This is a genomic window from Desemzia sp. C1, from assembly GCF_020882875.1.
Lineage (GTDB): Bacteria > Bacillota > Bacilli > Lactobacillales > Carnobacteriaceae > Desemzia > Desemzia incerta.
In genome coordinates, this window is the sequence record NZ_JAJIZP010000003.1 from 1,756,447 (window position 1) to 1,775,771 (window position 19,325).

The following is a 19,325-nucleotide window of genomic DNA, read 5'->3' on the forward strand; positions in this document are numbered from 1 at the left end:
ACAAAATAAGAGTGAAATTTCAGTTATAATAGAGCCAGATGTTTATTTGTAAAATTACATTCGTGTGACAAATGTTAAGTTTAACAAAACTATTTTTTTAGGGTTCATTTATAAAAGATTACCGTTATAATTAGATTATCTATCGTAAAATGTTGAAGGATTTATTCATAGGAGGGACCTACTTTGGTGATAACTAGAAAAGAAAGAATTTTCTTAGTAGAAAAAGAAAAAACAATGCAAAAGAATCTGTGTTCTAATGCCCGATTAAAAAAAGGCACTGCACTGTTTAGCACGTCTTTATTACTAGGTTTACTAGCATTTCCTACATATACTGAAGCTGTTGAAGCTAATGGAACCGAAGCTGATAACAGTAAAACAGACACTATTGAAGTAGAACAAAACAACACCGTTGCTGAAGGCAATGAAGTGGCTGTTGAAACAGAAACTAGTGAAACTGCAACAGTAGCTGTCGAAAGCCCGTTAGAAGACCAAGAAACTGCAAAAGAGCAATTATTAGTAGAATTGAAAAAGTTAGTGACTCCAGAAATTTTTAACTCGATTGATTTTGAAAAATTATCAATTGAAGAAGTGGATCAATTATTAGAGGAAGCTGTAAATACTGCAACAGAGACTGACAACGCTACAGAAAAAAATGAAATTGAACCAGCATTTGAGCAGGAAGCTCCAGCAGAAACAGATAAGGAAGTCGTAACTGAAATACCTGCTAATGAAGCTGTAGATATTAATGGTGAAGCAAAAGAACCTGCTGAAGTAGAAGAATCTACAAAAGTTGTAGAGGATAAGGCTGCCGAAGAGGTTAAATCAGCTCCTGTAAAAGAAACAGTCGTGAAAACTGAGCAAAATACACCAGCACCTTCTAAAGCCAGAATGATGGTGGCAACTACATCAACAGATGTGAAAGAAGAAAAAGCTGTAACGACGACTGCTGCTAAAAAAGCTGCGCCAGTTGTTCATGTCGTTAAAAGCGGAGATACTTTAAACAAGATCTCTAAACAATATGGTGTAAATGTAAATGATCTTATAAAGTGGAACAATATTTCTGATAAAAATGTTATTCGTGTCGGACAAACATTAACTGTTAACCAACAAGCTTCATCTGCTCCTAAAGAAGAATTAAAAGATATCAATAAATCTCAAACACCGGCACAATTCATTGAAACGGTAGCTTCTTTTGCAAGTGAAATAGCAGCGAAAAACAATTTATATGCATCTGTAATGATTGCTCAATCAGGATTGGAAAGTGGTTGGGGAGGAAGTGCTCTTGCTAAATCGCCAAATCACAACTTGTTTGGTATCAAAGGTTCATATAATGGCGAGTCCGTTACGATGTACACAAAAGAATACTCAACGAGTACAGGCTGGATCAACATTCCGCAAAACTTTAAAAAGTATCCTTCATATGCTGAATCTTTCCAAGATAATGCAAACTTACTAAAAAGAGGAACTTCATGGAATCCCGAATTTTATGCTGGAGCTTGGGTCAGCAATACTTCTAATGTTTACGAAGCTACAGCTTGGTTAGAAGGTCGTTACGCAACAGATCCAACGTATGCAGCAAAATTAAACAATTTGATCAACGAATACAATTTAACTCGTTTTGATGTGAAGCAATCTGGAGGTTCAAATGGAAACACTCCTGCTCCTTCGATTCCAGAAACACAAAAACCGGTTGATAACGGCAATAATAATACAGAGAATACGAGTCAGTATACTGTTAAATCTGGAGATACATTATCAGCGATTGCAAGAAGATACAACACAACTGTAGCGAAATTAAAATCGTTGAATAATTTAAAATCCGATACGATTTATGTAGGCCAAAAACTTGCTGTAAATGGAGCTGTTAAAGAAGAAATTAAACCTTCAACTGGAGGAAACGGCTCTAACACAGGTTCGAATACTTCAAGCAGCTATACGGTTAAATCTGGAGATACGCTGTCAGGCATTGCAAGAACATACAGCACTACAGTAGCTAATTTGAAATCGTTGAACAAATTATCATCTGATACAATTTATGTCGGTCAAAAATTAGCTGTTAGTGGTCAGGTTAAAGAAGAGACAAAACCTTCTGCAGGAACTCCTTCAAACAATACTGGATCAACCGCTACTCAACACACAGTTAAAGCTGGAAATATATTGTCTGGATTGGCTAAGCAATATGGAACAACAGTAGCTAATTTAAAATCGGTGAATAACTTAAAATCTGACACTATTTATGTGGGTCAAAAGTTAGTAATTAAAGGTACAGCTAATACAGAAACTAAACCAGCACCATCTACGGGTACTGGGTCTAATACTGGAACAAGCAGCTATGCAGTTAAATCTGGAGACACGTTGTCAGGTATTGCAAGAAAATACAATACTACTGTAGTGAACTTGAAATCATTGAACAAGCTGTCATCCGATACGATTTATGTAGGTCAGAAGCTAACTGTTAGCGGAGCGGTTAAAGAAGAAACCGTAAAACCTTCAGCTCCAAGTACTGGTTCTAACACTGGGACAAGCAGCTATGCAGTCAAATCTGGAGACACATTGTCAGGTATTGCCAGAAAACACAATACTACAGTAGCTAATTTGAAATCGTTGAACAAATTGTCATCGGATACCATTTATGTGGGGCAAAAGTTAACGATTCAAGGAACAGCATCTTCTAACTCAACGGCTCCTGCTCCAAAACAAGAAACAGTTGTCAGCAATCTGGATGTCAATTACACTGTCAAAAGTGGTGACACATTAACAGCAATTGCTAATAAATACAGTGTTTCGGTTTCAGATTTGAAATCATGGAATAAATTAAGTTCCGATACGATTTATGTAGGTCAAAAATTAGCGGTTAAAGTAGGAACGTCTACAACTGTTAAACCTGTTGCTTCAAACAGCAAATATACAGTAACAAGTGGAGATACGCTATCAGGCATTGCTTTAGCTAATAAAGTTTCTATTGCTCAATTAAAACAATGGAACAACTTAAGCTCAGACTTGATATTTGTAGGGCAACAATTAACCGTGAAGTAAACACAATTTCGAAAATACCAATCAGCAAATACACAGCAGCAAGTTCATGTCTAAAAGATGTGACCTTGCTGTTTTTTTAATTGGTATACATTAAAATAAAACGCTTACTACATAACTGTATCACATGAAGTGACCCAGAAAAACCTAGGTGTCGGGTTTATTCGAATACGTATTCAACAGCAGAACATTGGATTGACATTAATCTGCTGGATTGGTATGATTTCATTTAGAAAGTGATCACATGAATCAAATGTTATTAGTGCATTTATTGCTAGATTTAATACTCGTGAAAAAGAACTTATTCATCGATTTTATTTTTTGAAAGTGATTTACTTTACTACACAAAAGGAGCGAAGAAAAAAACAGTCACCGGTCACTTAGGTTAGAACATATTGGAGGAAAAAAATGAAGGCTTACTTACAAAGATTAGGCAGATCATTGATGTTGCCAGTTGCTGTATTACCTGCAGCAGCAATATTAATGGGTATTGGATATTACATAGATCCATCTGGTTGGGGCGGAGACAGCGTGATTGCTGCTTTTCTGATCAAATCGGGTAGTGCACTTATTGATCATATGGGAGTTTTATTTGCAGTAGGAGTCGCATTAGGAATGTCTAAAGATAAAGATGGAGCAGCAGCGTTAAGTGGACTAGTTGCTTGGCAAATCGTTACGGTGTTGCTGGATCCTAAGTCTGTGGCTATGCTGCAAAGTATTCCTATTGAAGAAGTTGATTTAGCATTTAAAAGTATCGAGACGCAATTCATTGGGATTTTATCTGGATTGATCGCAGGAGCATTGTATAATCGCTTCTACAATGTCAAATTACCTCAAGCATTAGCTTTCTTCAGCGGGAAGCGGTTAGTGCCAATCGTAACCTCATTTGTTATGATGCTGGTATCTATGGCGCTGTTATTTGTATGGCCGCCAGTTTATAATTCATTAGTTACTTTTGGTACGACAATCAGTGGTTTAGGAGCAGCAGGAGCGGGACTATATGGTTTGTTCAATCGTCTGCTGATTCCTACAGGATTGCATCATGCACTAAATTCTGTATTCTGGTTTGATGTAGCTGGTATTGCAGATATCAATAATTTTTGGGCAGGTACTGGCGTAAAAGGAGTTACCGGCATGTATCAAGCTGGGTTTTTCCCGGTTATGATGTTCGGTCTTCCAGCTGGAGCTTTGGCAATGTATCATACAGCTAAAACAGCTAAAAAGAAAACGACAGCATCATTAATGATGGCAGCAGGATTTGCTTCTTTCTTCACCGGTGTAACTGAGCCGTTAGAATTTGCATTCATGTTTGCTGCTCCAGCATTGTATGTAACACATGCAGTATTGACAGGTCTTTCGTTATTTATGGCTGCTGCTTTCCAATGGACAGCCGGGTTCGGTTTTTCAGCTGGTTTAGTGGATTATATATTGTCATTCAATTTGCCGTTGGCTAATCAGCCGTATATGCTGCTGATTCAAGGATTAATTTTTGCTGCTGTTTACTATTTCTTGTTCCGTTTCATTATTCTTAAGTTTGATTTAGCTACTCCAGGACGTGGAGATGAATTAGCAGAAGACATGCAAGAAAGTGAAACAGACAGCATTTCTTCTAGACTAAGCTCTAGAGATGAACGTTTTAGAAAACAAGCCGAGACGATTCTAGCTGGATTAGGCGGGAAAGAAAATGTTTCTTCTATCGATAATTGTGCCACTCGTTTACGTTTAGAAATCAATGACATGACTGTTGTTGATGATGCTAAAATCAAATCTGCAGGCATTGCAGGTATCAACAAAGTCAGTGATCGAAACATTCAAGTTATTGTAGGTACAGAAGTTCAATTTGTGGCAGATGAAATGAGCAAATTAGCTAAATAACCAACACAGAGAGCCTTTGTAAGTTAGAGTAGAGTCTAATCTTACAAAGGCTTTTTTGTCTATCAACTCATAAAAATACATTACAACAATCCTTTCAATAAAATACGTTTTATAAAAAATTCAATTGGTGTTTTCGCACAGCAAAAACAGAAATAAAAAATCCTAACAGTTGGAATTAAGCTTTTAAACAAAATAAAACACTTATTTTTTAATTCTGTACAAACTCTCATTAAAAAATTATCCATTTCTTATAGTTTATAATAATTGTATAAATACATTTTTTATGCAATTATTATAAACAAGAAATGGATTTTCATGCTTAAAACGTATATTTATAAAAAGTGTTTTTCATAGTGTGAGCAAATCGACATTTTGTTTGTACGTTTCATTTCCTTTATGGAGGTTGGAACCGCTATTATAAGGGTGTGGAAAGATAAATGAGGAGGATATGATATGACAAAACAGACAGCACCTATTCATGTAAATTCAGAGATAGGGAAACTAAAAACCGTCTTATTGAAAAGACCAGGAAGAGAAGTAGAGAACTTAACTCCTGAAATTATGGAGCGATTGTTATTTGATGATATTCCTTATTTAAAAGTGATCCAAAAAGAACACGATGAATTTGCAAAAGCTCTAGAAGACAATGGTGTAGAGGTTCTATATTTGGAAAAACTAGCAGCTGAGGCTATTGATGCCGGAAATGTGAAGGAATCATTTGTCGAAAAGATGTTGAGTGAATCGAATATTGAATCACCAAGTGTGTATGAAGGATTGAAGAGATATCTATTAGCTATGAAGACAGACGAAATGGTTATTGCCATCATGGAAGGTATCCGGAAAAAAGATGTTCATACCAAAAAAGAACATTTAAGCGATGTGGCTGAAGATGGCGGAGAGCCTGTTGAGAAAAAAGGATCAGGAAGTTCATATTTTACAGAAGATGAATCTGATCATTTGAGTGATGTTTCTAATGATGATGATTACCCATTCTACATGGATCCGATGCCAAACCTTTATTTTACTAGAGACCCGGCTGCTTCTATGGGGAATGGACTAACCATTAATCGTATGATGTTTGAAGCTCGTCAAAGAGAATCGTTATTTATGGAAGTGATTATGGATAATCACCCGCGATTTGCAGGTACTGGCGTTCAAATTTGGCGTGACCGAAACCATACATCTTTTATGGAAGGCGGAGATGAGCTAGTTTTAAACGAGAAGACTCTGGCAATTGGAATCTCTCAAAGAACTTCTGCTCAAGCTATTGAAGAGTTAGCTTTAGAGCTGTTCAGCAAAGGATCAACTTTTGAAAAGATATTAGCAATTAAAATCCCGAATGTTCGAGCAATGATGCACTTAGATACAGTGTTTACAATGGTGGATTATGATAAATTTACTATTCATCCAGGGATTTTACGTATCGGAGGATCGATTGATGTTTACGTTATTGAAGAAGGAGATGAACCAGGTAAGGTCAAAATCACTCATGAAACGGATTTAGAAAAATCGTTAAAAGATGTCTTAGGAGTAGAAGAACTGACATTGATCCCATGCGGTGGCGGAGATGCTATTGCAGCTCCTCGTGAACAATGGAATGATGGATCAAATACGCTGGCCATCGCGCCAGGAGTCGTTGTGACTTACGACCGTAACTATATGTCAAATGAACTGTTGCGAGAACATGGAATCAAAGTGATTGAAATTTCTTCAAGTGAGTTGTCTAGAGGTCGTGGGGGTCCACGCTGCATGAGTATGCCGCTTGTACGAGAAGATTTAAGCTGATTACAATCTAATTTAATGGGGGAAACAAATGATGAAAAATGTATTTCAAGGCCGTAGTTTATTAGCAGAAAAAGATTTTACAAAAGAAGAGCTAATGTATCTGATTGATTTTTCACAGCATTTAAAAGAAATGAAGAAAAAAGGCATTCCTCATCGTTATTTAGAAGGTAAAAATATTGCTTTGTTATTTGAAAAATCTTCTACTCGTACTCGTGCAGCCTTTACAGTGGCTTCTGTTGATTTAGGCGCCAAACCTGAATATTTAGGTAAAGACGATATCCAGCTTGGTAAAAAAGAATCTGTAGAAGATACTGCACGAGTATTAGGCAGTATGTTCGATGGCATTGAATTTCGTGGTTTTAAACAATCAAACGTAGAAAAATTAGCTAAATATTCTGGCGTCCCTGTATGGAATGGATTAACAGACGAATGGCATCCTACCCAAATGATTGCAGACTTTTTGACAATTAAAGAAAACTTCGGTCATTTAGAAGGAATCACATTAGTATACGTGGGAGATGGCCGCAATAACGTAGCGAACAGTCTATTGGTCACCGGAGCTATTTTAGGTGTAAATGTACGTATCGTGTCGCCAAAAGATTTGTTCCCAGAACAAACCATTGTTGATATGGCCCAAGATTTTGCAGACCAATCAGGCAGCCAGTTAATGATCACTGATGATGTTCAAAAAGGTGTGAAAGATGCGGATGCATTATACACAGATGTTTGGGTCTCCATGGGAGAAGAAGACAAATTTGAAGAACGCGTAAATTTGTTGAAACCTTACCAAATCAATATGGACATGATCCAAGCTACTGGAAAAGATGATGTAATATTGCTCCACTGTTTACCAGCATTCCATGATACAGAAACTGACTATGGTGAAATGGTAAAAGATAAATTTGGTATTGGCGAAATGGAAGTAACAGATGAAGCTTTCCGCAGCAAGCATGCGCGCCAATTCGATCAAGCAGAAAACCGGATGCACTCAATCAAAGCGATCATGGCTGCTACATTAGGAAACTTGTTTATTCCAAAAGTTTAGTATACGGAGTAAAAGAGGCTGTGACTGTTTCATAGCCTCTTTTACTTGTTCATTTTAAATTTTTATAGAGGAGAAATGCAAAATGGGAAAAAGAAAAATTGTCGTAGCTCTTGGCGGAAATGCTATTTTATCTGAAGATGCGAGTGCTGAAGCTCAGCAACGAGCTTTAAAGCAGACTGCAGAATTTTTGGTACAGTTTATTGAAAATGGAGATGATCTTATCATCTCTCATGGAAATGGTCCCCAAGTAGGAAATCTATTGCTGCAGCAAGAAACAGCTAATAGTGAAAAAAATCCTGCCATGCCTCTGGATACGTGTGTAGCCATGACCCAAGGAAGTATTGGGTATTGGCTGCAAAATGCTATGAACAACGTATTAACTGAACGCCATCTAGAAAAGGAAGTCGTTTCTTTAGTCACTCAAGTAGTGGTGGATGAAAATGACCATGCATTTGAAAAACCGACTAAACCAATTGGTCCTTTTTTGACAAAAGAAGAAGCTGAAAAAGAAATGAGCCGGTCAAATGCAGTCTTTAAAGAAGATGCAGGACGTGGATGGCGAAAGGTTGTCCCTTCACCCAAACCTATTAGTATCAAAGAACACAAAATCATCAATCAATTAGTAAATTCTGGTGTAGTTACAATTACTGTTGGAGGCGGAGGAATACCTGTTATCCAAAAAGAAAACAAAGTGCAAGGTATTGAAGCAGTTATCGATAAAGACTTTGCTTCTCAAAAACTTGCGGAACTAGTGAAAGCTGATTTATTGGTTATTTTAACAGGAGTAGACAATGTATTTGTAAACTACAATACTCCTGAACAAAAGAAATTAGAACATGTTTCTGTAAAAGAAATGAAACAGTACATTGGAGAAAACCAATTTGAAGCAGGAAGTATGCTGCCAAAAGTAGAGGCTGCTATTCAATTTATTGAAGGTTATCCTGAAGGAAAAGCGATTATTACCTCACTAGAAAATATCCAAGGAGTACTGACAGAAGAAGGAGGTACCATTATTACAGCAATTGAGTAAGCTGGTTTACTCAAATCTTAGATATGAACTGGAAGCTTTTTCGGATCTCCAGTGATGATTAATCAGTGGAGATCCCTTTTAGATAAAACGGTCTTTTCCAGTAAGGAGAATAAAACTTTCGTCGCTGGGCTCGTTGCTCTTGTTTTGTTCATTTCATTAATGGTGTTATAGTAAATAAGGTAATTTAATTATTTTATTAGGAGGTATGATTCATGGAAGCAAGTCAAAAGAAAAAGAGATTTAATATGCCCTCATCTTATACAGTGTTGTTTCTCATTATTTTGGTCATTGCTATACTAACTTGGTTCGTTCCAGCCGGAGAATACCAAGTTGATGAAGCAGGAAATATTTTGTCTGGAAGTTACCAAGTAACGGAGCAGAATCCTCAAGGGTTGTGGGATGTGTTTATGGCTCCCGTCAAAGGGATGATTGGAACTGAAACAACTCCAGGCGCAATTGAAGTATCTTTATTCATTATAGTAGTTGGAGGATTTTTAGGTGTTGTAAATCGTACAGGAGCATTAGATACGGGAATCGCTCAAGTAGTTAAAAATTATAAAGGCAAAGAAAAATTGCTGATTCCTATATTAATGTTTATTTTTGCTTTAGGCGGGACAACGTATGGAATGGCTGAAGAAACTATGGCATTTTATCCCTTGATCATTCCCGTTATGGTGGCAGTAGGATTTGATACATTAGTTGCTATCTCTGTAGTCTTATTAGGATCTGGAGTCGGAGTATTGGGGTCTACTGTTAATCCTTTTGCAACAGGTGTTGCTTCTCAAGCTTTAGGGATAAGTCCTGGAGAAGGCATTTTATGGCGGTTGATATTCTTCTTCGCTATGTATGCCATAGCTACAATATTTGTCTATCGTTATGCGGTGAAAGTTCAAAAAGACCCTTCTCAATCTTTAGTCTACAAAGACTATAAAGAAAATCAGAAAAAGTTTGCTGTTGCTGATATCAAAGAAGTAATGTCTGCAAAACAAAAAGTAGTCATGGTCCTCTTTGGTTTAGCTTTCTTTATCATGATTTTAGGATTGGTTCCGTGGTCTACGTTAAATGAGAACTGGACATTCTTTGAAACAATGAATCAGTGGTTGATGGATCTGCCAATTATCGGAACGGTGTTAGGACAACAATTAGTCCCGCTTGGCAATTGGTATTTCATGGAAATCACGATGCTGTTCTTTTTAATGGCAGTCATTATAGGTCTTTATTATCGCATACCTGAAGGAGAGATTGTTTCTACTTTTATTGAAGGTGCAAGAGACTTACTAGGTGTAGCTCTAGTAGTAGCTTTAGCTCGTGGAATTCAAGTAGTGATGAACGAAGGGATGATAACGGCGACCATTTTGCATATTGGAGAGCAAAATTTATCTAATCTTTCTCCGGTTTTATTTTCTATATTAACTTATGTGTTCTATATTCCTATGTCTTTCTTAATACCATCTACTTCAGGACTAGCGGCTGCAACGATGGGGATCATGGGACCATTGGGTGGATTTGCAGATGTACCTGAACATGTCGTTATTACAGCTTATCAAGCAGCAAGTGGGATCATCAATTTAGTTACACCAACTTCAGGTGTTGTTATGGGAGCTCTAGCGATTGCTGGAATAGAACTAACCACATGGTGGAAGTTTACAGCTAAATTAATTGGGATCATATTTATTGTCAGCTGTATTATCTTAGGAATCGCTGCAGTATTGGGTTGAAATTAAATAAACCGCAAAAGAAGCATCTAAGGAAAAATCTTAGATGCTTCTTTTATGGTTACTCTTCTAAATAATTTTTGAAGTAAAGAACATCATTAAACGTCAATAGTTTACGAGTGTGTTCAAGTTTGCCGATTTTTTTTAATTGTTTTAATTTAATTCCTACAGTTTCTCTCGAACAGCCGCTTATTGTTGCAATCTCGCAGATTGTGATCGGATAATGGACTTTAATTCGATTTGCTCCTACGTTTACGCCTAATTCATCCATCAGAAAAGATAAAGCTTTAATAATACGGCTGCTGGCGTTAGAACCCACCAGAAATTGAATACGCTCTTCATGTTCTTTTAATATAGAAGATAAATTCTTATAAAAGTAAAGCATTTGATTCGGATTAGCGGAAAGTACAGACTCAAAAAGCTCCGCAGGCATATAATACAACTCGACATCAGTCAGGCAGTAAGCTGTGTATCGATAGGAAGGGTTTGAAAAGAGCTCTCCATAGGGAAACAGTTTATCTTCTTTGATATAGTCTGTATACATATATAAAGCACTAACGTCATAGCGTTCTAGCTTGACCAAACCTTTTGAAAGATAGAATACTTTATTTCGTTGGTCTCCTTCATCAAACAATACTTGCCCTTTTTTATATTTTCTAAAATGCATGCTGTGCGAAATACGATTGAACTCATCATCTGTAAAGGCTCGAAACACTTCTTTTTTTCTTAGTAAGGAGTTGTTTATATTTTTATCTTGAATAGACAACATATTATTCCCTCCAATAAATTAGAAACTAGTATTTCACTTTTTCATATCTATAATAAAAAATTCACAATTTAAGTATACCATAAAAAAGCTATGTATATGATAGTTGGTAGCGTTTTTTCAGGAATCTGGTTGCTCTGTAGAAGAGGATGCAGGCTGATAAAACCACATTATGGCTATTACCTGTACTTATCAAATCGTTACATTTTGTTATACTTCTTCTCAAGCCATCTTGATTTACATCGTACACGATTTAATATATGCTATACTCAATTAGTAAAGTAATAGCTGAAAATGAAGGAGATGGAAGCATGTTTCTAGCATGGAAAGAAATTAAACATTCAAAAACAAGATTTGCATTAATAATTGGAGTAATGGTACTGGTCTCATACTTAGTCTATTTTTTAACGGGATTAGCATATGGACTGGCTCAAGATAATCGAACAAGTGTAGACAAATGGGATGCTGATGGAATCGTTTTGACAGATGAATCAAATTCCAATATCAATATGTCGATGATCACTTTAGGTCAGGCAGAAGATGTTTCAGGAGACGAAACAGCTTTGTTAGGACAGACAGCTGGAGTCGTTCGAAAAGAAGGGACATCAGGAGAATCATCGAAAATCAATGTCACTTTTTTTGGAATCGATCCAGATGAATTTATCATGCCTGAACTGATAGAAGGAGAGGCTTTTACGAATAACGATGAAGCCATAGCTGATATTAGTTTAAATGAAGAAGAAGGTATTGAAATCGGAGACGTCGTTCAGTTAGCTGGGAGCGATAAGGAACTGACCGTAACAGGATTTACAGAAAATGCGAAATTTAACGTAGCACCAGTTTTATATACGACGATCGGTTCTTTTCAAGAAATTAGATTTGAAAGAATAGATGAGTCTGAAGAAGGAAGAATCAGTGCCGTAATCGTGCGTGATAGTGAAGAAGATTTATCTGGAGTACAGATTGATAATGACGATTTAGTCCCTTATGAAATCGGTGACTACATTTATAAAATTCCAGGATACAGCGCACAAGTATTGACGTTTGGTCTGATGATCGGATTCTTGATCGTCATTGCTGCAGTAGTTATCGGTATTTTCATCTATGTATTAACGTTGCAAAAATCTAGTTTATTTGGAGTTATGAAAGCCCAAGGTATTTCGTCGGGGTATATTGCTAAATCAGTTATTGCTCAAACATTTATTCTATCTGTCGTAGGGGTAGGAACAGGTTTGTTATTAACATTAGGTACATCATTGGTGTTGCCGGCTACTGTTCCGTATCAAAATAATGTTTTATTTTTAGCAGGTATTACTGCTTTATTAGTTATTGTAGCTGTTTTAGGCGGTTTGTTCTCAGTTAGAACCGTTGTTAAAATTGATCCATTAGAAGCAATTGGGTAAAATCAGGAGGAAAATAATATGAAATTAATCGAATGTAAAAATGTTTCTAAACGTTTTGGAGAAGGACGTACAGAAATCGAAGCATTAAAAGAAACAAATTTCTCTGTTGAAGCTGGCGAGTTTGTTGCGATTATTGGACCGAGCGGGTCAGGTAAAAGCACGTTGTTGACGATCATCGGTGGACTGCAAACTCCAACTGAAGGCAAAGTGTTGATTCGGAACAATCCTTTTAGTGAAGAAGAAGAGAAAAAACGAGCAGCATTACGTTTCAAAGAAATCGGGTTTATTCTTCAAGCCTCCAACTTGGTTCCGTTCTTAAATGTCCGCGACCAATTGAGATTAGTCAATAAAGTTGAAAAAACCAAAATGGAAAAAGAACAAGCAGACAGCCTATTAGAAGAATTAGATGTTTTGCGATTGGAAAAAAGCTACCCAAGTGATTTATCAGGAGGGGAGCGCCAAAGAGTAGCTATTGCTCGAGCTTTGTATCATGATCCTTCTGTGATCTTAGCTGACGAACCGACAGCCAGTTTAGATTCAGAAAGAGCCTTTGAAGTGGTAGATATTTTAGCACGAGAAACTAAAAGCAAACAAAAAGCTACTATCATGGTTACTCATGATGAACGTTTAATTGATAAATGCGATAAAGTTTATGTGATGAAAGATGGTACGTTAACATTGCGCGAAAGCTAATATGCAAAGTATGGAATACAGGAACAGCGTAAGAAAAAGGAGAGAGAAGAATGGATGAATCGATTTTTGACCGTTCACTAGAGGATCAATTGTGTTTTGAAGTCTATAAGGCTGCAAATGGACTTTCAAAACTGTACAAGCGGGCTCTAAAACCTTTTGAACTCACATTCCCTCAATACTTAGTATTGTTGGCGTTGTGGGAAGACGACAGTGTTTATGTGAAAGACATTGGTGAACGCTTAGGCATGTCTATCGGCACATTAAATCCGATATTAAACCGTCTAGTCGAACATGGATGGATCATGAAAGAGACTTCTCTTTCTGATAAAAGAGCCATTGTAGTGACATTGACAGAAAAATCCAGGAATGAAAAACGAGCGATTTCTCTGAGTATTTTGAAAGAAGTCATGCAATGCAATCGAATAGACGTAAATGGAGATCAACTGATAGAAAATCTAAAAGAAATCAATCAAGAGCTAGATCGTACGGAACAATTAGCTCACTTGGAAAAAAGTTGTTAAGACAAACATAAGCGAGGGAAAACATGAAGAAGAATAAAACAGTAAGCGTTATTGGAGCAGGAGTTGCTGGATTAGCCAGTGCTATCCGTCTTCAACACGCGGGTTATGACGTTACCTTATATGAAAAAGAAGGAATACCAGGCGGGAAGATGAATTTGGTTGAAAAAGACGGGTACCGTTTTGATCTAGGTCCAAGTTTGGTGATGATGCCAGAATTGTATCGAGAAGTATTCGAATTGACTGGACGCGATCCAGATGACTATATTCCAATGCAACGTTTAGATCCTATGTATGCAGCATTTTTTGATGACGGTAAAGAGAAATTCGATGTATCTTCTGATCTAGTTTCGCTGATCAATACGATGGAAGGTATCAGTGATAAAGACGCACAAGGATTTCTTCGTTATTTAACGGATATCTATGAAAGATTTATTGTCGCTAAAGACCATTTTTTACAACGTCCTTTCCGTAACGCAAAAGATTTTTACAATCCTTCCACGATCAAGCAAGCATTGAAGTTGAAAACATTTGACAGTGCAGACCATATGATCAGCAAATACGTTAAAGATGATCGTTTAAGACAAATGCTCAGTTTCCAAACTCTTTATATTGGGTTGTCTCCTAAGAGCGGACCGTCATTGTATACTATTATTCCAATGATTGAGTTGCTTTATGGAGTATGGTTCATTAAGGGCGGAATGCATACTATGGCAGAATCTATGGAAAAACTATTTCTTGAGTTAGGAGGAAAAGTGCATTACAACTCTCCAGTTCAAGAAATACTGATTGAAAACCAAGAAGCAAAAGGGATCAGGTTAGCTGATCGTGAAGTATTGTCTGATCTTGTGATGTGTAATGCTGATTTTCCTTATGCTATGAAAAACTTGGTAAAAGATTCGAAAGCTAAAGGGAAATACACCGATAAAAAAATTGATAGTATGAAATATTCTTGTTCTTGTTTCATTCTTTATCTAGGTATGGATCGCAAGTATGAAGAAGTTTCAAATGTGCATAACTTTGTCTTTTCAAAAAATCTAGACGAAAATATAGATCAAATCTTTAGTGGAGACAAGTTGAGTGACCCGTCAATTTACTTATATATGGGTTCTAAAATAGATTCTTCTTTAGCACCAAAAGATAAAGATGGTTTATATGTGTTGATGCCGGTTCCAGAATTGTCTACAGCTAAATATGAGTGGACAGATGAAACCACTCAATATTACCGAGAGAAAGCATTGAAGTCATTAAAAAACTTGCCAGGTTTTGAGAACGTAGAACAAGAAATCGTTTCTGAATCTTACATTACACCACTGGACTTTGAATCTAAGTTCAATGCTTACAACGGAGCTTGTTTTGGTTTGCAGCCGAATTTACTGCAAAGCAACCACTTCCGTCCGCAAAGTAAAGCAAAGCAATGTGAGAACCTTTACTTTACAGGAAGCAGTACTCACCCAGGCGCTGGAGTTCCTATCGTATTGCTGTCAGCCAAAATCGCCACTGAAGAATTAATGCTTGATGACAAATAAAATTACCTATTTGATTGATGAAGACAACTTTTTGTCTCCATTGATCATATGGTAAAGATTACAGCCCGGGGGGAGAAAAATAATGAGGGAGCCTATAGGAATGACCTTGCAAGAAGATTATCTCTATTGTGAAAAAATCATAAAAAAGCATTCGAAGAGCTTTTATTATGCTTTTTCAAAGTTGCCTAAAGAAAAGGCGCAAGCAATTTATGCTATTTACACTTTTTGCAGATATGCAGATGACACAGTAGATACAGTAAAAGATTCTGCAGAACAACGACTCAACATCACTAAATTGGAGAATGAATTAAAAGCATTTGAAAACGGAAATGCTGTTGATACTCCAATGTGGCGTGCACTAGCAGATGTGTTTGAACGATTTGACATGGATATTGAGCCTTTTTATGATCAGCTTAAAGGGCAAAAAATGGATATTGATTTTGTTTCTCCTGAAACTTTAGGAGACTTAGAAGAATACAGCTATTACGTTGCTGGAACAGTAGGGTTGATGTTATTGCCTATCATAGCAAAAGAAAATAAAGAAGCAGCAAAAGCAAGTGCGATTTCTTTAGGAGTAGCTATGCAGATCACAAATATATTGAGAGATGTAGGAGAAGATTGGAAGGACAACAAGCGGGTTTATTTGCCGAACCAAATTCTCTCTCAAGAAAAATTTAGTAAAGAAGACTTGATTCGTGGTCAAGTAAATGATTCGTTTATCCGCATATGGGAAAACTTAGCTCATAGAGCAGAGAGTTTATACGATTCATTTAGAAAAGAGATTCAGTTGTTTGACAAAGAAAGTCAATTGCCGGTACTGATATCAGCAGATGTTTACAGAGGAATACTGAATGCAGTCAGAAGAAATCAATACAATTGTCTGCAGACCAGAAATTATGTTTCACCATTGGAAATGAACAGAATACAACGAGAATCTAAACGCTTCTTCAATCAATTAGCAGAGGGCTAAATTCCTAAGACAATTAAGAAGAGTACAGCAGAAAAATACAACTTGCAGCGAGGGTGAAACAATGGGAAAAGAACAAAAATCAGTAGTCGTTATTGGAGGCGGGCTGGGTGGCCTTTCCGCAGCCGTTTCTTTAGCTCAAAGAGGATTCAAAGTTTCCTTATATGAAAAAAATCATCATTTGGGTGGAAAACTGAATCGAGCTGAGCAAGATGGGTTCGGGTTTGATTTAGGGCCTTCAATACTGACTATGCCGCATATATTTGATCGTTTATTTACCGAAAGCAACCGAAAGATGGACGATTATATTCCAACCGTTCGTTTGGACCACGAATGGCGTTCTTTTTTTCCAGATGGGACGATCATCGATTTGTATGGTGACTTGGAAAAAATGGCCAAAGAAAATCCAGCTTTGAGTTCCAAGGATATGGAAGAATATCAGGAGTTCTTGGAATATGCAAAACAAATCTACGATGTGACGGAAAAAGGGTATTTTGCTGAAGGATTAGATAAAACTATGGAAGTTATTCGCCATCACGGAGTAGTAGAATCGATAAAAGGTTTTGACTTTTTCTCTTCCATGTATGATGGAATTGCTAAACGCGTCCACAATCAAAAGTTCCGAGACATGTTGGCGTATTTTATCAAATATGTTGGCTCTTCGCCCTATGATGCTCCAGCAGTTCTAAACATGATGGCCTACATGCAGCACAAACAAGGAGTATGGTATGTCCCAGGCGGTATGCATGGTATTGCCGAAGGAATTGTCAAATTGGGTAGAGAAATCGGGGTTGAATTTCATACAGGGAAAAAAGTCGTGAAATTAGTTGCCGATGAAAACAAAAAGGTATCAGCGGCTGAATTGGACGATGGAACTAGTCTAAAAGCAGATTACTTTGTTTCAAACATGGAAGTTATCCCTGCTTATGAAGAGTTGCTGGAAGAAGATGATCAGTTTGTTGAAACATTAGAAGATAAATTTGAACCAGCTAGTTCAGGTCTAGTGCTGCACTTAGGGGTGAAAGCCGATTATCCTCAATTAGCCCACCACAACTTTTTCTTTTCGAATGATTCTCAAAAGAATTTCCAACAAGTTTTCCATGAACGTGTTTTACCTGATGATCCGACGATTTATTTGGTTAATGTAAACAAATCAGATCCAAACCAAACGTTGCCGGGGCATGAAAATATCAAAGTATTGCCTCATATACCTCATCTGCAAGAAAAACCTTTTACAAAAGAAGAGTATCTTGAGTTTCGTGAAAGAGTCCTCATTAAGCTGGAAAAAATGGGGTTGACGGATTTAAGAAAGAATATCGTAACCGAAAATATGTGGACACCGGAAGATATCAAAGAGAATTATTTGTCGCATAAAGGTGCTATTTATGGAACAGTATCTAATCGCAAAAAAAATCGCGGATTTAAACATCCTAAGCAAAGCGAACTTTATGAGAACCTTTATTTTGTTGGAGGAACAGTTAATCCAGGAGGCGGAATGCCAATGGTTACACTTAGCGGGCAACAAGTGAGAGATAAGATTGTAAAGAAGGAAGAGGGAAATGGATAATTTTAATGTAGAAGATTATCATGACTTAGTAAAAAACCAAAAGAGCTATTCTGGAAGAAACGAAAACCAGTCCTACAAAGAACGACTAGATCGACTGAAACGGTTGAAAAGAATGTTGGTCGAAAAAGAAGGATCTTGGATGGAGGCACTCAATAGGGATTTAGGCAAATCTCCTATTGAGAGCTATACTTCTGAATTAGCTCTTTTATTGAATGAAATCGATACTGTCACTCAAAACTTAAACAAATGGATGAAACCGAAGAAATCGACTCATATCAGTTTAAGCGGGGTAGCTAAATCTGTTTTGCGTCCTCAGCCTTACGGTTCCATTCTCGTGTTGTCCCCTTGGAACTATCCACTTCAATTAACCTTGATGCCGGTAATAGGTGCCTTAGCTGCAGGAAACAGCTGTGTGATAAAGCCTTCTGAATTTGCTTCTGCAACCGCCAAGTTATTGGCTGACTCAGTGAAAGAGTACTTTAAGCCAGAAGAAGTAACGGTAATTGAAGGAGATAGCCGTGTGGCAGAAAGCCTGTTGACGTTAGACTGGGATTTCATCTTTTTTACAGGGAGTAAACGAGTTGGAAAAATCGTTCATCAAGCAGCAGCAGAGAAGCAAATTCCAGTGGTATTGGAACTCGGAGGAAAAAATCCCTGTATCGTTGACGAGACAGGATTGTCTAAAGAAACGATCCGTCAGATCATTTGGGGGAAATTTGTGAATGCAGGACAAACATGCATTGCACCTGACACGGTTTACGTGCACGAATCGATTTACACTGATTTCTTAACAGAGGCTGCAGAATGTATTGAAGCTTTCTATGGAAAATATCCTGAACAAAGTCCGGATTATAGCCGGATCATCCATCAAGAACAGTTGAAAAAGCAAATCGGCTTTTTGAATCAAGGAACTGTCTATCATGGTGGACGTTACAATCTTGCTGAACGTTATGTTGAACCTACGATATTAATTGATTTGGCTGAAGAGAGTGCTATGATGAAAGAAGAAATATTTGGTCCGATTATGCCTGTTATTTCTTACTCCTCGATCCAAGAGCTGACGAAGGAACTCAATCAGCAACCTGTCCCATTAGCAGCTTACGTTTTTAGTGAAAATCAAGATACGATTCGTTATTTGGAGAAAGAGATTCGCAGCAGTGCATTCAGCTTGAATCAAGTGATCCGACATGCTGCACATGCTGAAATTCCGTTTGGTGGATTAAAAGAGAGCGGATTCGGGAGCTATCATGGTTTAACCAGCTTTGAAACATTCAGCTTTCAAAAAGTATTTTATGAGCAAAAGAATAGAAAGAGTCTTTCTCAACAATACCCGCCTTATCGCTCAAAACAATTGGATTTATTAAGAAAATTCCGAAAAAAACTTTTTTAGGAGGCGTTT

General features: G+C 37.2%; 13 protein-coding genes and 1 pseudogene. 13 read left to right on the plus strand and 1 reads right to left on the minus strand.

What is annotated here, in order from left to right; all coding sequences use genetic code 11:
• The first annotated feature begins 186 nt into the window (after positions 1 to 186).
• From LMF32_RS09025 to LMF32_RS09050, 6 genes and pseudogenes are all read left to right on the plus strand, one after another.
• A complete protein-coding gene (locus LMF32_RS09025) occupies positions 187 to 3,036 on the plus strand; it encodes a LysM peptidoglycan-binding domain-containing protein (RefSeq protein WP_230524533.1) in 2,850 nt (949 codons plus the stop codon).
• Between the two features lie 405 nt (positions 3,037 to 3,441).
• A pseudogene (nagE, locus tag LMF32_RS09030) lies at positions 3,442 to 4,899 on the plus strand (N-acetylglucosamine-specific PTS transporter subunit IIBC); the annotation flags it as partial.
• 462 nt (positions 4,900 to 5,361) lie between these two features.
• Positions 5,362 to 6,693, plus strand: a complete 1,332-nt coding sequence (locus LMF32_RS09035) for an arginine deiminase (RefSeq protein WP_230524534.1) — start codon at positions 5,362 to 5,364, stop codon at positions 6,691 to 6,693.
• A gap of 28 nt (positions 6,694 to 6,721) precedes the next feature.
• The gene (gene argF / locus LMF32_RS09040; RefSeq protein WP_230524535.1) at positions 6,722 to 7,738 is read left to right on the plus strand and encodes an ornithine carbamoyltransferase; all 1,017 of its coding nucleotides are present in this window, start codon (positions 6,722 to 6,724) and stop codon (positions 7,736 to 7,738) included.
• Positions 7,739 to 7,820: 82 nt separating this feature from the next.
• Positions 7,821 to 8,768, plus strand: coding sequence for a carbamate kinase (gene arcC, locus LMF32_RS09045; protein WP_230524536.1), 948 nt, complete (start codon positions 7,821 to 7,823; stop codon positions 8,766 to 8,768).
• Between the two features lie 212 nt (positions 8,769 to 8,980).
• Positions 8,981 to 10,486: a YfcC family protein gene (locus tag LMF32_RS09050; RefSeq protein WP_230524537.1), complete on the plus strand. Its 1,506-nt coding sequence runs from the start codon at positions 8,981 to 8,983 to the stop codon at positions 10,484 to 10,486.
• Between the two features lie 58 nt (positions 10,487 to 10,544).
• Here LMF32_RS09050 and LMF32_RS09055 read toward each other — a convergent pair whose 3' ends face one another.
• Positions 10,545 to 11,252: a Crp/Fnr family transcriptional regulator gene (locus LMF32_RS09055; RefSeq protein WP_188205160.1), complete on the minus strand. Its 708-nt coding sequence runs from the start codon at positions 11,250 to 11,252 to the stop codon at positions 10,545 to 10,547.
• A gap of 308 nt (positions 11,253 to 11,560) precedes the next feature.
• Here LMF32_RS09055 and LMF32_RS09060 point away from each other — a divergent pair, with 308 nt between their 5' ends.
• From LMF32_RS09060 to LMF32_RS09090, 7 genes are all read left to right on the plus strand, one after another.
• Positions 11,561 to 12,652: an ABC transporter permease gene (locus LMF32_RS09060; RefSeq protein ID WP_188205159.1), complete on the plus strand. Its 1,092-nt coding sequence runs from the start codon at positions 11,561 to 11,563 to the stop codon at positions 12,650 to 12,652.
• Between the two features lie 18 nt (positions 12,653 to 12,670).
• Positions 12,671 to 13,345, plus strand: a complete 675-nt coding sequence (locus LMF32_RS09065; protein WP_092479877.1) for an ABC transporter ATP-binding protein — start codon at positions 12,671 to 12,673, stop codon at positions 13,343 to 13,345.
• 50 nt (positions 13,346 to 13,395) lie between these two features.
• Positions 13,396 to 13,866: a MarR family transcriptional regulator gene (locus LMF32_RS09070; protein ID WP_188205158.1), complete on the plus strand. Its 471-nt coding sequence runs from the start codon at positions 13,396 to 13,398 to the stop codon at positions 13,864 to 13,866.
• Between the two features lie 23 nt (positions 13,867 to 13,889).
• The gene (gene crtI, locus LMF32_RS09075; protein ID WP_230524538.1) at positions 13,890 to 15,392 is read left to right on the plus strand and encodes a phytoene desaturase family protein; all 1,503 of its coding nucleotides are present in this window, start codon (positions 13,890 to 13,892) and stop codon (positions 15,390 to 15,392) included.
• Positions 15,393 to 15,474: 82 nt separating this feature from the next.
• A complete protein-coding gene (locus LMF32_RS09080) occupies positions 15,475 to 16,362 on the plus strand; it encodes a phytoene/squalene synthase family protein (protein WP_223156140.1) in 888 nt (295 codons plus the stop codon).
• Between the two features lie 61 nt (positions 16,363 to 16,423).
• Entirely contained in the window at positions 16,424 to 17,926 is a 1,503-nt protein-coding gene (locus LMF32_RS09085; RefSeq protein ID WP_230524539.1) for an NAD(P)/FAD-dependent oxidoreductase, read from the plus strand.
• The gene (locus LMF32_RS09090; RefSeq protein ID WP_230524540.1) at positions 17,919 to 19,316 is read left to right on the plus strand and encodes an aldehyde dehydrogenase family protein; all 1,398 of its coding nucleotides are present in this window, start codon (positions 17,919 to 17,921) and stop codon (positions 19,314 to 19,316) included. The genes LMF32_RS09085 and LMF32_RS09090 overlap by 8 nt, the downstream gene beginning before the upstream one ends.
• The last annotated feature ends 9 nt before the right edge of the window (positions 19,317 to 19,325 follow it).